General features: G+C 68.0%; 18 protein-coding genes and 1 pseudogene. 10 read left to right on the top strand and 9 right to left on the bottom strand.

Features of this window, described 5'->3' with window-relative positions:
- The first annotated feature begins 9 nt into the window (after nt 1-9).
- Nucleotides 10-1182 carry an FAD-dependent monooxygenase gene (locus ABZ345_RS37355; RefSeq protein ID WP_359859410.1) on the top strand — a complete coding sequence of 391 codons (1173 nt, stop codon included), beginning with the start codon at nt 10-12 and terminating at the stop codon, nt 1180-1182.
- Nucleotides 1183-1230: 48 nt separating this feature from the next.
- The gene (locus ABZ345_RS37350; RefSeq protein WP_359859408.1) at nt 1231-2031 is read left to right on the top strand and encodes an intradiol ring-cleavage dioxygenase; all 801 of its coding nucleotides are present in this window, start codon (nt 1231-1233) and stop codon (nt 2029-2031) included.
- On the opposite strand, the gene ABZ345_RS37345 is transcribed toward ABZ345_RS37350, so the two are convergent.
- Both ABZ345_RS37345 and ABZ345_RS37340 read right to left on the bottom strand, forming a co-directional pair.
- Nucleotides 2021-4114 carry a peroxidase family protein gene (locus ABZ345_RS37345; RefSeq protein WP_359859406.1) on the bottom strand — a complete coding sequence of 698 codons (2094 nt, stop codon included), beginning with the start codon at nt 4112-4114 and terminating at the stop codon, nt 2021-2023. The genes ABZ345_RS37350 and ABZ345_RS37345 overlap by 11 nt on opposite strands.
- Nucleotides 4115-4373: 259 nt before the next feature.
- Nucleotides 4374-5645: a PucR family transcriptional regulator gene (locus ABZ345_RS37340; protein ID WP_359859405.1), complete on the bottom strand. Its 1272-nt coding sequence runs from the start codon at nt 5643-5645 to the stop codon at nt 4374-4376.
- 81 nt (nt 5646-5726) lie between these two features.
- On the opposite strand from ABZ345_RS37340, the gene gabT reads away from it, so the two are divergent.
- From gabT to ABZ345_RS37315, 5 genes and pseudogenes are all read left to right on the top strand, one after another.
- Nucleotides 5727-7010, top strand: coding sequence for a 4-aminobutyrate--2-oxoglutarate transaminase (gene gabT / locus ABZ345_RS37335; RefSeq protein ID WP_359859403.1), 1284 nt, complete (start codon nt 5727-5729; stop codon nt 7008-7010).
- A gap of 11 nt (nt 7011-7021) precedes the next feature.
- Nucleotides 7022-8317 (top strand): annotated as a pseudogene (locus tag ABZ345_RS37330) (aldehyde dehydrogenase family protein); the annotation flags it as partial.
- Between the two features lie 54 nt (nt 8318-8371).
- Nucleotides 8372-9334, top strand: coding sequence for a LacI family DNA-binding transcriptional regulator (locus ABZ345_RS37325; protein WP_359859401.1), 963 nt, complete (start codon nt 8372-8374; stop codon nt 9332-9334).
- 91 nt (nt 9335-9425) lie between these two features.
- Complete coding sequence (locus ABZ345_RS37320; RefSeq protein ID WP_359859469.1) at nt 9426-10541, top strand: glycoside hydrolase family 88 protein; 1116 nt, start codon at nt 9426-9428, stop codon at nt 10539-10541.
- A gap of 397 nt (nt 10542-10938) precedes the next feature.
- Nucleotides 10939-11442, top strand: coding sequence for a CAP family protein (locus tag ABZ345_RS37315; RefSeq protein WP_359859399.1), 504 nt, complete (start codon nt 10939-10941; stop codon nt 11440-11442).
- 7 nt (nt 11443-11449) lie between these two features.
- Here ABZ345_RS37315 and ABZ345_RS37310 read toward each other — a convergent pair whose 3' ends face one another.
- Nucleotides 11450-11839: a hypothetical protein gene (locus ABZ345_RS37310; protein ID WP_359859397.1), complete on the bottom strand. Its 390-nt coding sequence runs from the start codon at nt 11837-11839 to the stop codon at nt 11450-11452.
- A 193-nt stretch (nt 11840-12032) separates the two neighbouring features.
- On the opposite strand from ABZ345_RS37310, the gene ABZ345_RS37305 reads away from it, so the two are divergent.
- Entirely contained in the window at nt 12033-13358 is a 1326-nt protein-coding gene (locus tag ABZ345_RS37305; protein WP_359859395.1) for an amino acid permease, read from the top strand.
- Here the strand turns inward: ABZ345_RS37305 and ABZ345_RS37300 are convergent.
- From ABZ345_RS37300 to ABZ345_RS37290, 3 genes are read right to left on the bottom strand one after another with little or no spacing between them, the layout of a single operon-like run.
- The gene (locus tag ABZ345_RS37300) at nt 13312-15312 is read right to left on the bottom strand and encodes an NPCBM/NEW2 domain-containing protein (protein ID WP_359859393.1); all 2001 of its coding nucleotides are present in this window, start codon (nt 15310-15312) and stop codon (nt 13312-13314) included. The two genes, ABZ345_RS37305 and ABZ345_RS37300, sit on opposite strands and share 47 nt — an antisense overlap.
- Nucleotides 15309-16091, bottom strand: a complete 783-nt coding sequence (locus tag ABZ345_RS37295) for a Tat pathway signal sequence domain protein (protein ID WP_359859391.1) — start codon at nt 16089-16091, stop codon at nt 15309-15311. Before ABZ345_RS37295 ends, ABZ345_RS37300 begins: the two co-directional genes overlap by 4 nt.
- Before the next feature lie 46 nt (nt 16092-16137).
- Nucleotides 16138-18963 carry a glycoside hydrolase family 95-like protein gene (locus tag ABZ345_RS37290; protein ID WP_359859389.1) on the bottom strand — a complete coding sequence of 942 codons (2826 nt, stop codon included), beginning with the start codon at nt 18961-18963 and terminating at the stop codon, nt 16138-16140.
- Nucleotides 18964-19113: 150 nt separating this feature from the next.
- Between ABZ345_RS37290 and map the strand changes: the two genes are divergently transcribed.
- Both map and ABZ345_RS37280 read left to right on the top strand, forming a co-directional pair.
- Complete coding sequence (map, locus tag ABZ345_RS37285) at nt 19114-19881, top strand: type I methionyl aminopeptidase (RefSeq protein WP_359859387.1); 768 nt, start codon at nt 19114-19116, stop codon at nt 19879-19881.
- Nucleotides 19882-19963: 82 nt separating this feature from the next.
- Nucleotides 19964-21142, top strand: coding sequence for a cytochrome P450 (locus ABZ345_RS37280; RefSeq protein WP_359859386.1), 1179 nt, complete (start codon nt 19964-19966; stop codon nt 21140-21142).
- On the opposite strand, the gene ABZ345_RS37275 is transcribed toward ABZ345_RS37280, so the two are convergent.
- From ABZ345_RS37275 to ABZ345_RS37265, 3 genes are all read right to left on the bottom strand, one after another.
- Nucleotides 21143-21400, bottom strand: a complete 258-nt coding sequence (locus ABZ345_RS37275; RefSeq protein ID WP_359859384.1) for a helix-turn-helix transcriptional regulator — start codon at nt 21398-21400, stop codon at nt 21143-21145.
- Between the two features lie 265 nt (nt 21401-21665).
- A complete protein-coding gene (locus ABZ345_RS37270) occupies nt 21666-22295 on the bottom strand; it encodes a UdgX family uracil-DNA binding protein (RefSeq protein WP_359859382.1) in 630 nt (209 codons plus the stop codon).
- Entirely contained in the window at nt 22273-22452 is a 180-nt protein-coding gene (locus tag ABZ345_RS37265; protein ID WP_045315929.1) for a CsbD family protein, read from the bottom strand. The genes ABZ345_RS37270 and ABZ345_RS37265 overlap by 23 nt, the downstream gene beginning before the upstream one ends.
- Nucleotides 22453-22621 lie beyond the last annotated feature (169 nt).

The raw sequence follows: 22621 nt of genomic DNA, 5'->3' as shown, positions 1-22621 counted from the left end.
AGGTTCTTCATGAGTTCCGTCCTGGTCTCCGGCGCCAGCATCGCCGGGCCCGCGCTCGCGTTCTGGCTGCGGCGACACGGTTTCGACGTCACCGTGGTGGAGAAGTCTCACGCGTTGCGCGGGGGTGGCTACCCCATCGACATCCGCGGCACGGCTTTAGGAGTGGTCGAGCGGATGGGCCTGCTCCCCCGGCTGCGCGAGGCCCACGTGCACACGCGGCAGCTCACGTTCCTCAACGCGGACGGCAGCCTGGTGGCGTCGATCCGGCCCGAGTCGCTCACCCGCAGCGACGACCGGGACCTGGAGGTGCGGCGCGGCGACCTCGCCGAGATCCTCTACTCCACCGTGCGGGACGACGTGGAGTTCTTGTTCGACAACACCATCGTGGCGATGACCGAGCACTCCGGCGGCGTGGACGTGACGTTCCGAAGTGGACTCCAGCGCACCTACGACCACGTCATCGGCGCGGACGGGCTGCACTCGGCGGTGCGGGCGCTGACGTTCGGGCCGGAGGAGCAGTTCCACCGCTACCTCGGCTACTGCTTCGCGGGGTTCACCATGCCGAACCACCTCGGGTTGACGCGGGAAGGCCTGATGTGGAACGAGCCTGGTCGCTCCGCGACCCTGTACGCGGTGGGCTCGGGTGAGAGCGTGCACGGATTTCTGAGCTTCACGCGTTCCGAGGCACCGTTCGGGGCGTTCCGCGATCCCGAGGCGCAGCGGGAACTGGTGGCGACGACGTTCGCCGGGGCCGGGTGGGAGGTGCCTCGGATGGTCGCGGCGATGCGGGAGGCCGACGACCTGTTCTTCGACACGGTCAGCCAGATCCACCTGCCGCGCTGGTCGTCCGGGCGGGTCGCGCTGGTCGGTGACGCCGCCTACGCTCCGTCGTTCCTCACGGGGCAGGGGTCGAGCCTCGCACTGGTCGGTGCTTACGTGCTTGCAGGTCACCTGGCCACTTCCGATCACGCATACGATGCGTACGAACGCGAGATCCGGCCGTTCGCCGAGGCGAACCAGGGCCTGGTCGAGGAGGGCAACGCGCAGCTGTTCCCCGGCACTCCCGAGGCGTTGGCTGCTCGCAACGCCGCTCTGCGTGAGCTCACGACCGTGCCAGCCGACGTGCCGCGTCCCGAGCACTCCGCGCTGACGCTCCCGGAGTTCGGGTCGCTAACTCCCTAACAGCTCGTGCACAGGCGGCTCACAGGAAACGACCGCAGGCTGGGTGCCATGACCGACAACCACGACCGCGGCCTCCAGTTCGACCTCGCCACGCTCTTCGGGCGCCGGCGGGCGTTGTCGCTGCTCGGCGGCGCGGCAGGCCTCACTCTCGTGGCCTGCGCGCCGTCGATCACGACCTCGGCCGATCCCACCACCACGTCGCCGTCCTCCCGGGGAACGACCTCCGACGTGCTGGAGACCATCCCCGAGGAGACCGCCGGCCCGTTCACCGGCGACGGCTCCAACGGCCCGAACGCGCTGACGCAGAGCGGGATCGTGCGTTCGGACCTCCGTTCCAGCTTCGGCTCCTCGACCCGCACGGCCGAGGGTGTGCAGCTGAACATCGAGCTCGCAGTCCAGAACGAGGACGGCAAGCCGTATGCCGGTGCCGCCGTGTACCTGTGGCACTGCGACATCAACGGCGACTACTCGATGTACTCCGACCGCGTGAAGAACGAGAACTTCCTGCGCGGAGTCCAGGAAGCCGACGCGTCGGGCAAGCTGAAGTTCGTGAGCATCTTCCCCGGCGCGTACTCCGGGCGTTGGCCGCACATCCACTTCGAGGTCTACCCGTCACTGGCCGAGGCCACCAAGGCGGGCAACAAGATCACGACCTCGCAGCTCGCCCTGCCGGAGTCGACCTGCAAGGAGGTCTACGGCACGACCGGCTACACGCAGAGCGTCCAGAACATGTCGCGGACCTCCCTCAAGCAGGACATGGTGTTCCGGGACGGCACGGACCAGCAGATGGCCACGATGTCGGGGAACGTCCAGTCCGGCTACACGGCTGCACTCACCTTCAAGGTGTGACCTGCCGCCAGAGCGCCGGCGTCACCGGTGGCGTCCAGTCCAGTTGCGACCTGTGTGCCTGGCGGCACACGTAGGTGCTGCCGCGGTAGACGATCACGTCGTTGACCGCGTACGCCGTGGCGTTCGCCCACGCGGGCAGGATCGGGATGTCCGAGAGGAACACGTGGTCCTCCACCTCAGCGTTGGTGTTCATCTCGATGATCTCGCCCAGCGTGTGCCGGTACGTGATGCCGTAACGGGTCTGGATGTCCTGCAGGACTGGATCGTTGCTGTAGAAGAACCTGTCGCCGTCGCGCAGGTTCTCGAACTGCTTCTTCCAGATGGCTTCCTGCAGCTCACCGAGCTCGTGGCCGCTGCGGTGCGGCTCGGCGGACATGCCGACGAACGAGTCGAGCTTGTTCACGTCGCCGTACATCGCGCTGAGCCTCGCGGCGTCCGAGGACCGGCGGGTGCCCGTCACGCCCATCGTCTCGGCCGCGTCGGGCACGTCGAGCGGCACGATGTTGCCCGCGCCGTCCCGCAACCGGACGAAGTCGATGATGTTCGGGTCGTTGACCGGGTCGCGCTGGTCGATGAGCGGGTCGTTCGGGAACGAGCTCGTGGACTCGCCGGTGACCGCGGTGAAACTGGTTCTCGGAGCGAGCCCGTACGCCCTGCGCAGGTCGTTGTACAGCGGCATGCCGTGGTCGCGGCCGCGGGCGATGTCGATCGCGGCGAGGTCCACGACGCCCCGGAAGCACTGCGGCAGCTGCGGTCCGTCGAGACAGCCGGGGTTGCCGGGCACGGGAACCTGGAACAGGACGCTGCGCAGCTGGTTGTCGATCTGCGCGTCGTTGCGGTACTCCGGCTCGGCGCCGATGCCCCGCAGCACCGGTGCGACGCCGATGCCCGCCAGCAGGTCGGGGTTGAAGAAGGCCATGTTCAACGGCACGACGAGCACGACCTCGCCGTCCTCGTGCTCGACCTCGATGCCTTGCGCCGCAAAGGCTTTCAGCTGCGCGTCGGTGTAGGTGCCCTCGGGTGCGATCGGCTCCATCTCACCGTGGATGAAGCTGTGCGCCCGATAGCCGACGACCGCGAACTCGTTGGACAAGCTCGCATTCACCGTCGACTTGTAACCGCTGTACGGCGCGAGCTGCACACCGAGCGCGGGCAGGAACTCCGTGTACGTGATCCACTGCTGTTCGGCACCGACGACCCTGCGCGCGATGTCGAACGCGGCCTGCGCGGACAGGGTTCGCGGCAACGCGTTGACGATCCTGTTGTGCTCCAACGCGAACAACGTGTGCGTGGCGGTGAGGGCCATGTTCTCGTTGGCCCGCACGTCTCCCGCGACCATCGCCCTGCCGGGTGTCCCCTGGAGGCGGCCATCCGCGGCCATGATCGGAGCCTTCGACGCGTCACCACGTGAGTCCCGTCGCGGCAGAAGTCCTCTGTCCAGCAACAAACGCGCGCCGTTGTTGGCGAGGTTGCCGTCGACCGTGCCCTCGCGCAGCCACTCGAGTCGCGTCGTGTCCGGGCCGTAGACGCTGGAGCCGTCGATGTAGCTGTCGACGGTGTTCAGCTGCTGCCTGGCCGTGGTCCCGGTACCCGTTCCCGGAGCGGCCGGGGTGCGCGTGAACCCGATGGAGCCGAGGTCGTTGCGGAACGACTCGATCGGATCGTTGCGGTCGAACGGAAGTGGCGCGTTCTCCCCTCCGGCCTCCTGGCGCAGCCCGAAGGTGTGGTCCATGAACTGACCCCACACGAACCCCCACTGCGAGACCCCGCGTTCGGAGAACAGGTTCTGCGAGGTGTCGTTGTAGAGGCGGTTGCTGACGTAGCGGGGACTCGGACCGCCGAGCGGACGGGCGACGCCGTCGGCATAGCGCGCTGGGGCGACCCGCAGGTACTCGGTGTTGGTCTTGCCCCACTCGGGATGGACCAAGTTGTTGCAGCTTCCGTCGAGCGTGCGCGCGGCAGGATCGCTGCACGCGAGGACGGTGTCGTCGAACGGCGTCGCGGCGGAGGTACCGGCGGAACCGGTGAGAACCAGCGCGGCAGTGGCGGCCATGGGCAGCCATGCGCCGGTGAGTCTTGCCATGAGGGATTGCCTTCTTTCGATTCCCCTTCTGTTGGCACGACGGCGGTTTCCGCAGGCTACGCGGGTGTGGTGGGGCGGAATAAGGACGCGAACCCCTTAGGCCGTGTCCTGCGAGTCCGTTCGATGAGAGTCACGGGCGAGAGGCGCGGAGGCGGTGCCGCCGGAGCGCCCTCATACCGGGCGTATTGGGGTGCTTCGGCGGTGCCGCCTCCGCGCCCCTCGGCCGCGGCTATCGCGGACGAGACTCGCAGGACACGGCCTAAGTGGCCGCCAGCGCCAGCCACAGTTCCGCGCGCAGACCCGGCGAGTCGAGCGACCTGCCGAGGGCCTGTTCTGCCTTGCGCACACGGTTTCGGAGCGTGTGCCGGTGGACGCCCAACGCCGTCGCGGCCGGGTCCCACGCGCCGTGGTGGGACAGCCAGACCTTGAGGGTTTCGCGCGTCTCGTCGTCGAGCGGGCGGAGCAACGCGTCGGCGAACCCGTCCGGAAGCATGATCGCGCTGCCGGCGAAGTCCTCGAACCTCCTGATGCCTGCCTGACGGGCCTGCCGGGCTTCCCGGTAGCCCCTCGCGACCCCGGTTATGTCCACTTCGGACGATGCGAAGCCGTCGAAGTCCTCGGCCAGCACGACGATCCGGCCGTCGTACTCGGCCCAGAACACGTCCTGCTCCGGCGGTTCGTCGACGAGGTACACCCGGAACCTCGCGGGAAGGCCGTCGACCGGCAGTCCGGCGAGCAGCAGCCGGAACTGCCCGGTGCGCAGCTCCCGCCTGGCCGCGTCCACGGAGTCGTTCTGCACCAACGCCAGCGCGAGCAACGACGCCGCGGTGTTCACGATGCTCAGGTCGGCGGCGTCGAGCGGGTCTTGCGCACCCACCGCCAGCACTCCCCTGGCCCTGCTGCCGAGCACCTGCAGGAAGACGTGCGTCGAGGAAACCTCGAACGACGCGCTGGCGAGGCCACCGGCGGTCTTCAACCGGGCCAGCTCGGCAGCCAGATCCGGGACCAGGCGGGGGTTGTGAGCGTGCACCGGCTGACCCGTCGCGTCGAGCAGCACGACCCACCCGTCGATCCATTGGCCGAGCCTGCGCACCACACCGGCCACCCCGGCGCGGACGGCGGCTCTGGTCAGCGCTCGCTGGGCCTCGCTGGTCCGGGTCAGCGCCGCGTACTCGTCGGCGGCAACGGCTTTCGACACCGCCTTGCTGATCGCGATGAACGGGACCTCGCGCGGCACCTCGACGAGCCCGAGACCGGCCTCGCCCGCTGCCCGCACCAGCGCGTCCGGAACGACGTCGTGGCCGAGGCCGGTGCCGAACCCGAGTCCGACGACTCCAGCGCGCACGAGCCGTTCGACGTAGTCGTCGCTGAGAGGCCGCAGGCCTGTGGTGAGCAGCAGCTCCCCGCCCTCCAGGAACGGCGCCGGGTCCGCGAGCTCCGTCCCGTGCACCCACCCCACGGGCTTCGAGACGTCCCCGGCGAGCACCGGGAGCCGGAGCTGGCGGGCGAGTTCCTGCAGCGTGATGGGCATGTGCCACTTTGTACAACCTCTCGTGCACAGATCGCCATTTCAGGCACTGCGCACGCCGCTGACCAGGGTCATGCTGAGGACATGACCCGACTGCGCACCGCGATCCCCGGTCCCAAATCGCTGGAACTCCAGGCGCGGCGAAAAGCAGCCGTCGCCTCGGGGGTCGGCAGCACGCTGCCGGTCTACATCGAGTCCGCCGACGACGGTCTGCTGATCGACGTCGATGGCAACCAGCTCATCGACCTCGGTTCGGGCATCGCCGTCACCAACGTCGGCAACCCCGCGCCCGCCGTGGCCGAGGCCGTGCACGCGCAGATCGACAGGTTCAGCCACACCTGCTTCATGATCACGCCGTACGAGGGCTACCTCGAGGTGTGCGAGGAGCTCAACGCGCTCACCCCCGGCGACCACGAGAAGCGGTCGGTGCTCTTCAACTCCGGCGCCGAAGCCGTCGAGAACGCCGTCAAGATCGCCCGGCACGTCACCGGCAGGCAGGCCGTCGTGGTGTTCGACCACGGCTACCACGGCCGCACGAACCTCACGATGGCGCTGACCGCCAAGAACATGCCGTACAAGCACCGGTTCGGGCCGTTCGCGCCCGAGGTGTACCGGGTGCCGGCGTCCTACCCGCTGCACGACGGCCTGACCGGTGCTGAGGCAGCCCAGAAGGCGATCGCCGCCATCGAGAAGCAGGTCGGCGCGGACAACACCGCCGCCGTCGTGATCGAGCCGATCCAGGGCGAAGGTGGCTTCATCGCACCGGCTGAAGGCTTCCTGCCCGCGGTCGCGCAGTGGTGCCGCGAGCGCGGCGTGCTGTTCGTCGCCGACGAGATCCAGACCGGCTTCTGCCGCACCGGTTCGTGGTTCGCCTCCGACCACGAGGGCGTGGTGCCCGACCTGATCACCACGGCCAAGGGCATCGCGGGCGGCCTGCCACTGGCGGCCGTGACGGGTCGTGCCGAGATCATGGACGCCGTGCACGTCGGCGGGTTGGGCGGCACCTACGGCGGTAACCCGGTGGCGTGTGCTGCTGCGTTGGGTGCCATCCGCACGATGCGCGAGCGCGACCTCAACGCTCAGGCCCGCCGCATCGAGGAGACCGTCGTTTCACGCCTGAAGGCCGTCGCCGAGAAGACCGACATCATCGCCGACATCCGCGGCCGTGGTGCGATGCTCGCCATCGAGTTCACCGAACGCACGCCCGAGGTCGCTGCCCGCGTCGCGAAGGCGTGCCACGACCAGGGTGTCGTCGTGCTGACGTGCGGCACTTACGGCAACGTGATCCGTCTGCTGCCCCCGCTGGTCATCCCGGACGACCTGCTCGCCGAAGGCCTCGACGTGCTCGAAGGAGCTCTGCTCGCATGATTCCGTTCCACACCCCCGAAGACGTCGAACGCGCGGTCGCCGCTGCTGCTGCCGTTGCTCCCGAACTCGCCTCATTGCCCGCCCACCGCCGCGCCGCCGCGCTCGACCACGTGTCGCGACGCCTGGCCGAGCGCGCCGAGGAGTTCGCGCAGGCCATCAACGACGACTCGGGCAAGCCGCTGAAGTGGGCGCGCGTCGAGGTGACCCGCGCGATCTCCACGTTCCGCTGGGCCGCCGAGGAGGCCCGCCGGTTCTCCGGCGAGCTGCAGCGCCTCGACACCGACGCGTCCGCCGAGGGCCGCCTCGCCCTGGTCCGCCGGGTGGCGCGGGGCCCGGTGCTGGGCATCGCGCCGTTCAACTTCCCGCTGAACCTGGTGGCGCACAAGGTCGCGCCCGCGCTGGCCGTCGGCGCGCCGATCGTGCTCAAGCCCGCGCCCGCCACCCCGAAGGTCGCGTTCCTGCTCGGCGAGCTGCTGGCCGAGACGGACCTGCCCGAGGGCGCTTTCTCGATCCTCCATCTGTCCAATGAGGACACCGCGAAACTCGTCGAGGACCCGCGCCTGCCGGTCGTCTCGTTCACCGGCTCCGGCCCGGTCGGCTGGGGCATCAAGGAACGCGTGCCGCGCAAGCACGTCACCCTCGAACTGGGCGGCAACGCGGCCGCGATCGTCGCCCCCGACTGGCAGGACGTCGAGTTCGCCGCGCAGCGCATCGCCACGTTCGCGATGTACCAGGCGGGCCAGTCGTGCATCTCGGTGCAGCGGGTCTACGTGCACACCGACATCTACGACGCCGTCTCGGAAGCCGTTGTGCAGCACGTGAACAAGCTCGACGTGGCCGGCGACGTCGGCCCGTTGATCAGCGACGCCGCGGCCGAACGCGTCGAAGCTTGGGTGCAGCAGGCCTCGGCGACGGTGCTGACCGGAGGCACGCGTGACGGCCGCACCTACGCGCCCACCGTGCTGACGGACGTGCCGGACGACGCGAAGGTGAACGCCGAGGAGGTGTTCGGCCCGGTCGTGACGCTGACCAGGGTGGACAGCGTCGAGGAGGCGTTCGACCGCGTCAACGCCTCCCGCTACGGCCTGCAGGCGGGTCTGTTCACCCACGACGTGCGGCTGGCTTTCCGTGCCGCGCAACGACTCCAGGTCGGCGGCGTGATCGTCGGCGACGTGCCGAGCTACCGCGCGGACCAGATGCCGTACGGCGGCGTGAAGGAGTCCGGCATCGGCCGTGAGGGACTCCGTGCGGCCATGGAGGACCTCACCGAACCCCGCGTGCTCGTGCTGACGGGCCTGGAGCTCTGACCACCAGTCATCCGATGAATGGGCTATCGTGACCTTGACTGCGATGATTCACGTGTGGCAGTCACGATCAGGGATGTCGCTCGCCAAGCTCAGGTCTCCGTCTCGACGGTCTCGCGCGCGCTGAGCGCGCCGGGACTCGTCAAGGAGGCCACCCGGCAACGGGTCCTCGACGTCGTCGCCGGCCTCGGCTACCAGCCGAACCGCGCCGCGAGAAGCCTGATCACGGGCCGCACCGGGAACCTGGGCATCGTGGTGCCCGACCTGGAGAACCCGTTCTTCCCCTCCGTCCTGCGCGGCGTGCAGACCCGCGCGGGCGAGGCGGGCACCTCGGTGTTCTTCTGCGACAGCAGGGAGGACCCCGAGGCCGAGGCCGAACTGGTGCGCACGATGGCGGCGCAGGTCGACGGCGTCGTGCTGTGCGCGTCACTGCTCACCGACGAGCAGGTCGCCGAGCTCGCCGACCTGACCCCGCTGGTGCTGATCAACCGGATCGTGCCGGGCGTCTCGTCGGTGCTGATGGACAGCGCCTCGGGCATGGACCAGGTCGTCGCGCACCTCGAGTCGTTGGGCCACAGGGACTACGTCTACCTCGGCGGCCCCGCGGCGGCGTGGTCGAACAACCGGAGGATGCAGGGCCTGGGCGGCCGCGCCCGGCTGCTCGGCTCGTTCGAGGCGAACTTCACCGGCGGTCGTGCCGCGGCCGAGCAGGCCCTGAAGACCGGCGCCACGGCGTTCATCGCCTACAACGACCTGATGGCGCTGGGCGTGCTGAGCTATCTGGCCGAGCACGACGTCAAGGTGCCGCGGCAGATCAGCGTCACGGGCTTCGACGACATCCTCTACGCCTCGATGTGCTCTCCGGCCCTCACGACGGTCGCCATGCCGACCGAGGAAGCCGGCAACGTCGCCGTGGACCTCCTGGCGGCACGCCTCGAAGGCGCGCCGGCCGAACTCCGCGAACTCCCGACAAAACTCGTGATCCGCGCAAGCACGTGCAAACATCCGATGTTAGCTTGACGTGGTCCGGACCAAAGGGAATGCTCGTCCTCGCCTCCGCCGCATGAGCTAGTAGGAGGAGCACGTAGTGAGGACAGCACGCTTCCTCGGCATTCTCGCCGTGTCGCTGGCACTGATCGCCCCGGCGAACGCCACCGCCGCCGCACCCCCGTCGGACTGGTCGAAGGCCGTGGTCGACTCGACCATGAAACGCTTCACCCCCGACAAGCTCGGCGGCTGGGGCTACACGCGCGGCCTCTACCTGTACGGCCAGTACCTCGTCTACAAGCGCACGGGCGACAAGAAGTACCTCGACTACATCAAGGCGTGGGTGGACCGCTTCGTGAAGGCGGACGGCAGCGTCGACAACAGCTTCACCAACCTCGACGCCATGCGCAGCGCCACCCTGTTCATCGTCCTGCACCAGGAAACGGGGCAGGACAAGTACAAGAAGGCCGCCGACAAGGTCCGCGCCAAGTTCACGAACTACCCGCGCACGTCCGACGGCGGCATGTTCCACGCCACCAGCAAGGTCGGCCAGCTCTGGGCGGACGGCGTCTACATGGCACAGCCGTTCATCGCCATGTACGCCAAGGCTTACAACCAGCCCTACGGCTACGACGAGGCCGTCCGCAACATGAAGGCCTACTTCGCCCACCTGAAGTCCGACGACGGCCTGCTCTGGCACGCCTACGACGCCGACGGTTCGGAGTCGTGGGCGAAGAACCCCGGCAAGCACTCGGCCGAACACTGGGCCCGCGCCATCGGCTGGTTCGGCATGACCGCCATCGACCTGTTGGAGATCCTGCCCGCCGACCACCCCGGTAGGACGGATCTCATCAACATCGTCAAGCACCTCGCCACCGGCTACGCCCGCTTCCAGGACCAGGCAACGGGCCGTTGGTGCCAGATCGTCGACAAGTGCTCGAACTCCAAGAACTGGACCGAGACCTCAGCGTCGTCGATGTACACCTTCATGCTCTCGCGCGGCGTAGAGCGCGGCTACATCGACGCGTCCTACAAGGCCGTGGCGGCGAAGGGCTATCAGGGCGTCCTCGCCAAGACGTCGGTCGGCTCGGACGGCCTGACCAACATCAAGGACATCTCCGAGGGCACCAACGTCGGCAACGCCGACTACTACTTCGGCCGTGCGCGAAACACGAACGACTTCCACGGCCTGGGTGCTTTCCTAATCATGAACGAGCAACTCACGCGTACCAACCAGTAGCTTTCCGGCCGCGAGGGAGTCTCTTCGCAGATGGCTCCCTCGCGCGGCCCGAGCAGCTCTCTAGTCGTAACCGCGAATGTGGCCGTCCTCGTCCGCAAGAATCTCGTGACGCTCCATGTCCGGCTCCTTCCGTCGTGGCTGACATCACAAAGGTAGAGCCCCAACAGCGTCCTGTGGAGTGAATTTGCACCGCAACCGGGGTATCAACCGCTAACCCAAGGGGGTCGTAGGGGTGACCCCGGCCACTCACCCCAGCCTGCGACGTGCGTCACACTCCAAGGCTAGAAGACGGCTACTCAGCGCCTATCAAGACGGCGAATTTGACCCAACGGGTTGCCATCAGTAGCCCGTTCGGTGGACAAAGCAGGTCATGCGAACGATGCTCACCGTAATCGCCGTGGCCTCTTTGCTCCTGTCACCGGCGACCCCTGCTCTGGCCTCGGACCCCGTCGCCAAGACGGTGGAACTCCTCAACGCCTACCGCGCGAAGCACGGCGTGGCGCCTCTCTCCCTCGATTCCGAAGTGAGCCGCACAGCCCAGGAATGGGCCGATCACCTCCACGAGACGGACGGTTTCGAACACCGCCCCGACAACCCTTACGGCGAGAACCTCTACTGGACCAGCAGTCGCACGCGCGCAATCGACACGGTCGCCACAAAAGCGCTGGCGAACTGGTACGGCGAATCCCGCGGCTACGACTACGCCAAGGAGATGACGCAGTCCACCGTCGACTACGGCGTCCTGCACTTCACGGCCATGGTCTGGAAGTCGTCCGACCGGGTGGGCGTGGGTCTGAAGCAGGGCGCCAACGGCACCTACGTGGTCCTGAACTTCGCCGCCCGCGGCAACACCCTCACCCAGTTCGTGGCGAACGTCCTGCCGCCCCTGACCACGAGGTGACGGCAGGTCACCGCAAACCGGCCGTCTCGGTGACCGCCCTCAGAGCCGCCACCACCGCCGAGAACGGCGGCAGGAACGGCCGGCCCGCGGGAGTCGCCCCCAGCCACCCGACGCCTCCGCGGTCGATCCGCGAGGGCGGCAACGGCACCAACGTCCCCAGTCGATGCGTCAACGCCCCTCGGGCCCGCAACCGGATCAGGTTCACCTGCGAGGCCTCGTCGGCGGACGTGGTGAGGATCAACCAGCGCGAAGGAGCCCCGGGCAACACGACCACGGGCCCACCCAGCAGACGCACGGACAGGTAGTGCTGCACCTCCCCGCCGATCCCGGCCGCGAGCTCCACCGCGGACACGGAATGATCAGTGGTCAACAGCAACCGGTTCTCCGATCGCAACACCAACCACCCCCAGTCCGAGTAACGCTCGAGCGCACTGGAAAACGTGTCGAGTTGCGGTAATACTCCCTTGGGCGAGTTCATCGTCCTCAACCTCACTTGATTGAGATGTAACCCCGATCACATGATTTGACTCTCCGCCGCCATGAACTCACTATCGGGCCGCCATCGGCACACTCGAACGGGGCTGGAGAGCGTGACTCACCTGCAACAACGCCACGTGACCATGATCGCTTTGGGCGGCGTCATCGGCGCCGGTCTGTTCGTCGGGACAGGCGCCGGCATCGCGGTGGCCGGACCGGCCGTCCTCATCTCATTTGGTCTCGCCGGATTTCTGGCGCTGCTCATCATGCGCATGCTCGGAGAAATGGCCGCGGAACACCCCAGCGGTGGCGCCTTCTCCGTGCACGCGGAAAAGGCGATCGGTCCGTGGGCGGGCTTCACCGTCGGCTGGTGTTACTGGGCGACGGTCGGTGTCGTGCTGGCGGTCGAGGCCACCGGCGCGGCGAAGATCGCGTCCGGCTGGGTTCCGGCCGTGCCGCAGTGGGCCTGGGTGCTGATCTTCATGACCGCTCTCACCGCGGTCAACCTGACCAGTGTTCGCAACTTCGGCGAGTTCGAGTTCTGGTTCGCGGGCCTCAAGATCGCCGCGATCGTCCTCTTCCTGGTTCTGGGCGCGGCCGCCATCGCGGGCCTGTTCCCCGGCGTCGACTCCCCCGGCGTGAGCAACCTGCGGGACTTCCTGCCCCACGGCTGGAGCGGCGTGGTCGCCGGCTTCATGGCCGTCGTCTTCGCCTTCGGCGGCCTCGAGGTGGTCACCATCGCCGCCGCGGACGCCGAGGACCCCAAGCACGCCATCAAGAAGGCGGTGCGCACCTCGATCACCCGCCTGCTCGTCTTCTACCTCGGCTCCATGGCGGTCGTGGTGACCCTGTTGCCGTGGAACGACTCCGAGGTCGGCGCCAGCCCGTACGTGGCGGTGCTCAACCGGCTCGGCATCCCGGCGGCCGCGCAGATCATGAACGTCGTGATCTTCGTGGCGCTGCTCAGCGCCATCAACGCCACCCTGTACGGCGCCGCCCGCATGCTCTGCTCGCTGGCCGAACGCGGCGAAGCCCCGAAAGCCCTGCTGAACAAGAAGAACGGCGTCCCGAGGAACGCCGTCCTGGCGAGTGTCGCCTTCGGGTTCTTCTCGGTGGTGCTGAACTATCTCTGGCCGGACACCGTCTTCCTCCTGCTGCTCAACGCCGTCGGCTCCGCGCTGCTGGTGGTCTGGGGGTTCATCGCGGTCTCGCAGCTGCGGATGCGCCGCACGATCGAGAACCCGGCCGTTCCGATGTGGGGCTACCCGTACCTGTCCTGGCTCGCGCTCGCCGCGATCGTGGCGATCATCGTCCTGATGCTGAACGACGAGCAGGCCCGCGCACAGATCCTGTCCACGGGCGTGCTCGTCGCGGTCATCGCGCTGGTAGCACTCAGCAGGTCAGCTTCGCGCCGGCGAAGTCTCCCCGATCGAACCTGACACCGTCACCGCTGTCGTTGACCACGAGCCGCAGGAACTTGGCTCCGGCCAAGGACCCGGTCAGCGTCACCGCGTCGTCCTTCCACGTGCGCAACCCGCTGTCGGCGACCTTCGTGCCGTCCGCGTAGACCTGGAAGATCGCTGAACCGAGCTGGTTCACGTCCCGCTCGTCGTCGATGCCGACGTCGGAGGTGAACGAGCTGCACCGGCCACCGACGTAGAGGATGAGCTCGGCGTTCGCATGCGCGCCGAGCCCCTTCTCGTACGTCTTGCCGTTGATGGTCAACGTCTTGCCGTCGCCGCCGACGTAGCCGCCGTTGGACCTGTCGCGCTCCACGGGCCCGTAGCCACTGCGTTCGGTGGTGAACTTGACGTCGCTGGCCCACAGGGACGCACCGGACGGCGGCGCGACCGGCACCAGCACGGCCGAGTTCACCGGCCGCGACAGCTTCCCGTGCCCGACCCACGTGACGCTCAACGAGCCGTTCAGCACGTGCGACCCCGGCATCGCCCCGGCCGGCGGCGTCACCTTCCACTTGCCCTGCACCGACTGCGAGGTCAGCAACACCGGAGCACGCTCGGAAGAGATCTTCTCGACCTTCCACCCGGCGGGCGCGGTGAACGTCGTCGAAGCGTTCAACACCGGGATCGGCGCCTGGTTGGTCGCCGTCACGGTGGCCACGAACGGCTCACCGGCGGGCGTGATCGTGCTCGGAATCCCGGGGATCTGCGCGGGGATGTCCAGCTGTGTGTCGATCGCCGGCTCGTGCTGGTACCAGTCCTGCGACGCCTTCACCCGGAAGATCGCCGTGCCGTGTGGCGGCAGCGCGGCCGAGATCTGGCCGGCGGACTGGAAGTTCTTGTGCTGCCACAGGTCTCGCACGGTGTAGCCGATGCTCCGGGGCAACCCGAGATCGCGCGCGGAGGTCGAGATCGTCGCGTTCACCTCGGACTCGTTGAACAGCGCCACCGCCTTGTCCCCGTTGGCCAGCGGCTTCACGAACACCCACTGCCCGTCCTTCTGCGAGATCACCTTGCCCTGGACACCGAGCTTGTCCTGGTCGATCGCGATGATCTCCTTGTTGCGCAGGATGTCGAAGTGCTCTGCCGAGACCTTGCGCAGGTCCGCGCCGATCAGCAGCGGCGCCGCCATGATCGACCACAGCGCGAAGTGGCTCTGGTACTCGATCGTCGACTGCTGGCCGTTGCCGACCTCGAGCATGTCCGGGTCGTTCCAGTGCCCAGGCCCGGCGTACGCGTCCAGCGGCGCGTTCAACTTGAGGATCTCGACGGTCTTGGACCAGGTGTCGTTGATGTCACCGGTGGTGCGCCACAGGTTCCCGACGTCCTTGCCCCACTCCCACGGCTTGTTCTGGCCCCATTCGCAGATCGAGTAGACGATCGGGCGGGCGGTCTTCTTCAGCGCGTCCCGCATCTTCGTGTAGCGCTCGAGCGCGGGCCGGCCCTCGTTGTTGCAGTTGTCGTACTTGAGGTAGTCGACGCCCCAGTCCGCGAACGTCTGCGCGTCGAGCTCCTCGTGGTCCAGTGCTCCCGGCATCGTCTTCGCACAGGTCTGGGTGCCCGCACTCGTGTAGATGCCGAACTTCAGGCCGCGCGCGTGGATGTAGTCCGCGAGCGCCTTCATGCCGCTGGGGAACCGCGTCGGGTGGTTGCGCAGCCGCCCGGTCTCCGGGTCGCGGGTGAGGTCCGCCCAGCAGTCGTCGACGTTCACGTACTGGTAGCCCGCGTCCTTCAGGCCCTTGGTCACGAAGATGTCCGCCATGTCGCGGATCATCTGCTCGTTGATGTTGCAGCCCGTCGTGTTCCAGTTGTTGAACCCCATCGGCGGGGTCAACGCCAGCGTCGGATCTGCCTCGACGATCGGATCGGCTTGGGCGGTTGGTACGGCCACGGACGCGGCGACGAGCGCCACCGCCGTCAGCAGAGATCTCACTCCCACTTGTATCCCCTGTAGTTGCGGATGAGCTGATAGGTGTTCTGCAGACCGGAGCTCTCGATGCTCCGGTAGATGCCCCACTTCGGGCGCAGGTAGTTCTTGTCCCGCCACAGGTCCACGTCGGTCGCCCTGCCCTGGCCGACGACGGTGCCCGCGTCCTTGAACAGCCACGCGAGGTGACCGCCGGAGTTCGACGCCTTGAACTCGAACTCGACGTCGATCCACTTGTTCTGCAACGGTGTCCAGTCGGCGACGACGTGCTCGGTGTTGGCGTCGTTGTCCTTCAACGTCAGGATCGTCAAGGTCGGCTTGTCCTTGGCCCGCGGCGTCAAAGTCCACAGTGGACCGCCGACGTCCTGCACCTTCATCTGCATGATGTGCGTGAACCGGGTCGTCGCGGTCAGCGAGGACGGCCAGAACGCCTGGTAGGTGATCTTCCAGGTCTGGTCCTTGCCGATCTTGTGCGTGGTGCCGCCCGACCGCATGCCCTTGCACTCGTTGCGCTGCCGGTCGGAGCCGTCGCGGTCGCGGGTGTGCATGTCGAAGCGCCAGTGGTCGTCCTCGACGTAGATGTGCTTGGTGCCCTTGTGCGAGCCCGCCCGGTCGTCTTCCAGGCCCTCGAACGCCTTCAGGCCGTCACCGGAGGGCGTCGGGTTCCACTTCAACGCCCAGTCGGCCTGGATCGCCGGATCCGCGTACGCGGGCCGTGCCATCCCCAGCGCGAGCGCCCCCGCGGCGCCGAGTGTGATGGCGCCGCGACGGGAGAGTTCTGCCATCGTCTTGCCTCCTTCGGATCACTCCTCGGGCGGCGGCGGGTGACGGTCAGGCTTTGGGCTTCTCCACCGAGATCGCGAAGACGTGCAGGCGCGGGCCGGCGGTCTTGGGCAGGGTGACGGACGCGAGGTCCTTCGACGGATCCAGCTCGATCGTCTGGTGGAAGATCGACACCTGCTTCTGCACCGGACCCGTCGGCGTGTGCATCAGCGTCGTGGCAACGGGTTCCGACTCACCGAACTGCGGCCGCTGCTGCCAGGCCGTCACGCGGAACCGGGCGGTCGCTGCACCGTCGGCGTAGTTCACCGCGCCGTCCGCCTCGACGTTGTTGGTGTCCGCGGCAGCGAGCAGGTGCAGCTTCACGTACTTCCCTGCGGGCACGGCCAGCGTCTGCCCGGCGGCGATGACGTTGTTCTTGCTCGCCTCGTCGCCGTTGTGGAACTCGAACAGGACGCTGTCGTCGGTCACCGACCCGGTCTGCGGCAGCTGCGCGGCCGGGTAGGTGTTGCCGAGGCCGTCGAAGTCGCCGTCACGGCTGGTGAACTCGTTGGAGAGGCCGTCGTTGTCGAGTGCCGCGCTGATGTCCACCGGGACGGCGCTGCCACCGGGCGGCAACGCGGGCAGGCCCCAGCGCCTGCCGGGCTCGCTGATCCGGACCGGCGCGATCGTGAAGTCGCGCTCGCCGCGAGCGTGGATCAGCGCTTCCTGGCCGCGCCGCAGCTGCAGCTCGACCACGCCGTCCTTGACGCTCCACCTGGTGCAGCCGCGCACCTCGATGCGGCCCTCGATGCCCGTCCGGATGCGGCACGGCTGCCCGGCTTCGCTGTGCACGCGCACGAACCGCGTCTTGCCGTGCCGGCGAACCGCGCTGACCAGGAACGCGCCCTCGGTGCGGGTGTCGTGGATCGTGACGTCCTGCCACACGGGCGGCACCGCCGGGAAGATCCGGATCAGCCCGCCCCAGCTCTGGATCAGCATGTCCTGCAACGACTTCGCGGCACTCAACGGCGTCTCGATCACCGGACCTGCCTCGAAGTACATCGTGTTGGGCTGGGCGAACCGGGCGACGAACTCCCGCAGGTACTTCAACGCCTCGTCGCCGCGGGTCATCTGGGCGGCGATCGAGGCGGCGCCGGTGAAGGTGAAGCCCCGCAACGACCCCTCGAAGCTCAGCCAGTGCTTCAGCGAGCGTTCGATGAGGTCGCGGCGTTCCGGCTGCTCCCAGTTGACCTCGTGCAACGGGTAGACCGCGAGCATGTGCGAGTAGTGCCGGTGCGACTTCGCGAACGGCACCCCGGTGCCGATCATGAACCCGCCCGCGTCCGCCGGGTACTCGACGAGCTGGTCGAGCACCTCCTGCCACTTCGCCGCCAGCGGGTCGTCGATCTTGAGGATCTTGGCGCTGTCGATGAGGGTCCGGCACGACCAGCGCAGCAGTGCGAGGTCGAAGTTGCAGTCGGGCGCGACGCCGTACTCGGGCGAGTACGAGGGCAGCAGGTGCAGCCTGCCGTCGTTGCCCTTGTGCAGGAAGTGCAGGTAGTAGTTGGTGGATCTGCGCAGTACCGGGAAGACGGTGTCCCTGAGGATCCGTTCGTCCATCGTGTGCCGGTAGCTGAGCCACGCGTTGTGCAGCAACCACGGCAGGTTGCCGATCTCCGGGTCCGGCGAGGGGTGCAGCGGCGAGCCGACGAACCCGGCGTCCTGGAACGTCGGGTCGGTGCTGCGCCGCAACCCCATCGAGTCGGCGCGGAACTCGGGCCTCAGCGCGTCGACGAGGATCTGCTGGTTCTGCGAGATCGTGCGCGGGATCGGGTCGAGCTCGAGGTGGTTGGACGCGAGCACGGCCCAGTACTCCAGCTGGGCGTTGAGGTTGAACCACACCGACGGCCACGGCGTCGGCTCCAGCCACGGCCCGGTGGTGGGCATGATCGGGGCTTCTCGCCGCGCGCCCGACGCGAGCTTGTACAGCTGGATCCAGTAGAAGCTCTGCATCAACGCGTCCGGCACGGACACGAAGCTCTTGCGGTAGAAGCGATGCCACCACTGCTGGTGCTGGTAGCGCAGCACCTCCGGGATCGACGCCCTGGTGACCGCCTCCCTGACCGCCGCCTCGGCGCTGCGGTCGGGAAACGAGTGCTCTACTGACAGCAGCAGTTCCGTACGGCCGTGCAGCTTCCTGACCCGGTACGCCGTCGCCGTCTGACCGCCCGCGACCATCTCCTGGGTGACGAGCGTGAGCTCGTTCTCGGTGCGGGTGACCGGCTTGGGGTTGAGCGGAAACGTCGCGGGCGGTGGTTCGCGGATGATCCGCGGGCTCAGCGCGTCCAGTGCCAGGAACTCCAGCTTGAAATCACGTTCACCGCCCGAAGGCCGCACTTCGAGGTACAGCAACGACTTCTCGGCGTGCACGAACGACCTGACCGCGAGCTCGCCCTTGTCCGTGACGATCTTGCCTCGCAGCTCGGCGTTCCAGAGGTCCAGCCTGAGGTCGACGCCGGTGATCTTGCCGACGGGCGTCAGCAGCACCCGCCCGACCGGCAGCCGCGCCACTCCCCACTCGTTCCCGAACTGCGGCCGGTGGTCCTGCACCTTCGCGTGGTCGACGGTGAACCGGACGGCGTTCGCACCCGGCTCGCGGTACATCGCGGTGGCCAGAAACCCGTTGCCCAGGAACGGACCCTCGTACCAGGCTCGCGGGATCCGCTGCCACACCAGGTCCTGCTCGCCGAGGAACCGCTCCCAGTCGATCCTCGGGGCGCACCCCGTGATGCCGGGACCAGCGCCCTCATCGGCGGCCTCGGCCTTGACCGGCAACGCCGTGAGCGCCGCCCCAGCCACAACCCCACCGAGCAGTCCGCGCCGCGACAGATCCACAGAACACCCTTCACGTCCGCGGGCGGCTGCGAACAAAGATCGGAGGTGTACCTACCGAGCGCAGCCTATGACGGCCCTCACACCCGGTCAAGGCCAGTCAAGCCTCGGATGAAACCGTTTACCAGTTGCCATGACCGGTAAAGTTATACCGTGATCGAACTGAAGTCGGCCGCCGATCTCGAGGTCATGCGCGAGGCAGGTCGCGTCGTCGCCCAGGCCCTCGCCGCCTGCCAGGCCGCCGCCGCACCCGGAGTCACGCCGAAGGACCTGGACGAGATCGCCCGCGAGGTGATCTTCGGTGCCGGCGCGACGTCACCGTTCCTCGACTACCACCCGAAGTGGGCTCCTTCCCCGTTCCCCGGCGTCATCTGCGCGTCCGTGAACGATGTCGTCGTGCACGGCATTCCCGGTCCGCTCCCGCTGCGGGAAGGCGATCTCGTCAGCATCGACTGCGGAGCCCAGTTCGGCGGCATGACCGGTGACGCCGCCATCAGCTTCGTGGTGGGCGAGGCCGCGCCGGCCGACCTGGCGCTGATCGACTGCACCACACGCGCCCTGCAGGCGGGCATCGAGGCCGCCCGGCCCGGCGGCAGGCTCGGCGACATCTCGCACGCCATCGGCGAGGTCGCGCGTGCCGCGGGCTACGGACAGCTGGCCTTCCACGGCGGGCACGGAATCGGCCGGGAGATGCACGAGGAACCGTTCGTTCCCAACAAGGGCAGCGCCGGCGAGGGGATGGAACTGGTGCCCGGCCTGGTTCTCGCACTCGAGCCGATGCTGCACGCGGGCGGCCGCGACTGGTTCCGCACCGACGAGGACGGCTGGACGCTGCGGACGGACGACGGATCGCGCGCCGCCCATGTGGAGCACACCGTTGCCATCACCGCCGACGGTCCGGTCGTACTCACGTTGCTCTGAAAGCGATTCAAGACGCGACGGTAGTGATCACGCTCCCGCGACGCGCATGATTGCCCTCCGCCGCGAGCTCTGGAGGATGCCCATGACTGCGCGTTCCTATCCGTTCGGTCCGGTGGACGGGCTGGAGATCGACCCGACGTACGGCAGGCTGCGTGAAGACGAACCACTCGCGCGCGTCCAGCTTCCCCACGGTGAAGAAGGCTGGCTGCTCACCAGATATGACGACGTGCGCCTGGCGATGAGCGATGCCCGGTTCAGCCTCGCGCAGGCCGCCGTGCGGGACACCCCGAGGATGGGCCCGCAGCGGATGGGCGCGATCCTGACCGACCTCGACCCGCCCGACCACACCCGGTTGCGCCGGCTGCTGGCGCACGCGTTCACCGTGCGCCGCGTCGAGCAGTTGCGGGCCAACGCGGAACGACTCGCCGAAGAGCTGCTCGACGACCTGGAGAAGGCCGGTCCACCGGCAGATCTCGTGACGACGTACGCGGTTCCGTTGCCCGGACTGATGGTCTGCGACCTGCTCGGCGTGCCCTACGAGGACCGCGACCACTTCCAGGACCTCGCCGCCGCGTTCATGTCGGTCACCGCGATGACCGACGAGGAGAAGCTGTCGAAGGTGGGCGAACTGGCGGGTTACCTCGCGGGGCTCGCCGAACAACGCCGTGTGCGCCAGGAAGACGACCTGATCAGTGCGCTGGTGGTGGCGCAGGAGGAAGGCGACCGGCTCACCGCGGACGAACTGGTGCAGCTCACCGTGCTGTTGCTGGGCGCCGGGTACGACTCCACCGCGGCCCACATCGGCAACTCCGTCTACACCCTGCTGCAGTTCCCCGACCAGGCCGAACTCCTTCGCGCCAAGCCGGAGCTGATGCCCGGTGCCGTGGAGGAGCTGCTGCGGTGGATTCCCGCGCAGGAGGTCTCGGACATCCTGCCGCGGTACGCGCTGGAGGACGTGGAACTGAGCGGTGGCACGGTGAAGGCGGGCGAGGCCGTGCTGCTCGCCAAGCACGTCGCCAACCGCGATCCGCGCCAGTACCCCGACCCCGACCGGTTCGACGTGACCCGCAATGCCAAGGGGCACCTGACGTTCGGGCACGGACCGCACCACTGCATCGGCGCGCAGCTCGCCCGGATGGACCTGCAGGTCGCGCTGACGGCGATCCTCGCACGGTTCCCCGGACTGCGGCTGGCCGAGGACGTGCGGTGGCGGACCGGCCTGGCCATGCGGGGCCCACTGGCGTTGCCGGTCGCCTGGTAGCTAGGCCGAGCGGCTCTGCGGCGCCAGCAGTTCGGTGATGGAGTCCAGCGAGATGCCCAGAGCGCTCGCCAGCGCGGCGATCGTGAAGAACGACGGCGTGGGAGCACGTCCCGTCTCGATCTTGCGCACGGTCTCGGCCGACAAGCCCGCGCGGGCCGCGATCTCGACCATGCTCTCCTCGCCGCGGGCGTCCCGCAGCAACTGTCCGAGCCGCCTGCCGCGCTCCCGCTCAGTCGAGGTCAGGGGAATGCGCACCATGACCGCGGATTCTACGCGAAACGCGCAAGTCGAACCTGGCCGAAAACTCCGTTGCGACGCCAACGGATCACGACATAGGTTCGTCGTACACAAGAGAGGAGGTGGTCCAAAGTTGTATAGCTACAGGACTCGTGAGGTGGCTGTCCGCTAGGACCGCCCTCGGTGACGCCTAGTCGTAAACCAAGGCAGCCACCCGGCCCCCGGACTTCGAGCGCTGGTCCCGCTCGGCCCGCTAGCGCGGGAGTCGTCCGGGGGTTGTCCCATTTCAAAGCTGTTTCTTCAGGGCCTTGAGATCCGCCACGAACGCCTCGAAGGCTTCGGTGAAGTTCTCGGCCCGCACCACGGCGGACGGGTGCACGGTCACCCCGATGCGCAGCCCGTCGGCCTCCAGCACCTGGCCGCGGTGCTCGGTCAGCTTGAACGACGACCCCAGCAACGCTTTCGCCGCCACCGCTCCCAGCACGACGACGAGCCGCGGCTTGACGACGCGGAGCTCCTCGCGCAACCAGGGAAGGCACGCCAGCACCTCGGACCTGCGCGGCTGCTCGTGGATCCGGCGCTTGCCCCGCTGGGTGAACTTGAAGTGCTTCACCGCGTTCGTGAGGTAGAGCTCGTCACGCGCGATGCCGGCGGCGTCCAGCGCCTTGTCCAGCAACCGTCCGGCCGGGCCCACGAACACGCGGCCCTCGACGTCCTCGCGGTCGCCTGGCTGTTCCCCCACCATCATCAGCCGCGAGGCCCGGATCGGGCCCTCGCCGAAGACCGTCTGGGTGGCGTCCTTGTAGAGGTCGCACCCGCGGCACTCGGCTGCGGCAGAACGCAGCGCCGCCCAGCCCTTCCCCTCGGGGACGAACTGGGCGGCGGATGCTGTCCTACTTGTCGGACTTGAAGGCATCCTTGACCTTCTCGCCGGCCTGCTTGATGTCGGCCTTCGCGCGCTCGGCGCGGCCCTCGGCCTGCCACTGCTCGTTGTCCGTGGCGTCGCCGACAGCTTCCTTGGCGCGGCCCTTCATCTCTTCAGCCTTGTTGCTGAACTTGTCGTCGGCACCCATGGATCAGGCTCCTTCAGTGGACGTCAGCTACATGGATTGGTTACCCCGCGAGCACCGTGCCAAACAGTTGATAAGGTGATCACTCGCGGTTGAGAACCCAGCCGCAAGCCGATGAGACGGCTTGCTCTGGGTGTGTCCCGCCCCTTCGAGAGCTCCCGAGCACCGTCGT

The organism is Lentzea sp. NPDC005914, from assembly GCF_040629405.1.
Classification (GTDB): domain Bacteria; phylum Actinomycetota; class Actinomycetes; order Mycobacteriales; family Pseudonocardiaceae; genus Lentzea.
This window is presented reverse-complemented; position numbering and strand designations above follow the sequence as displayed.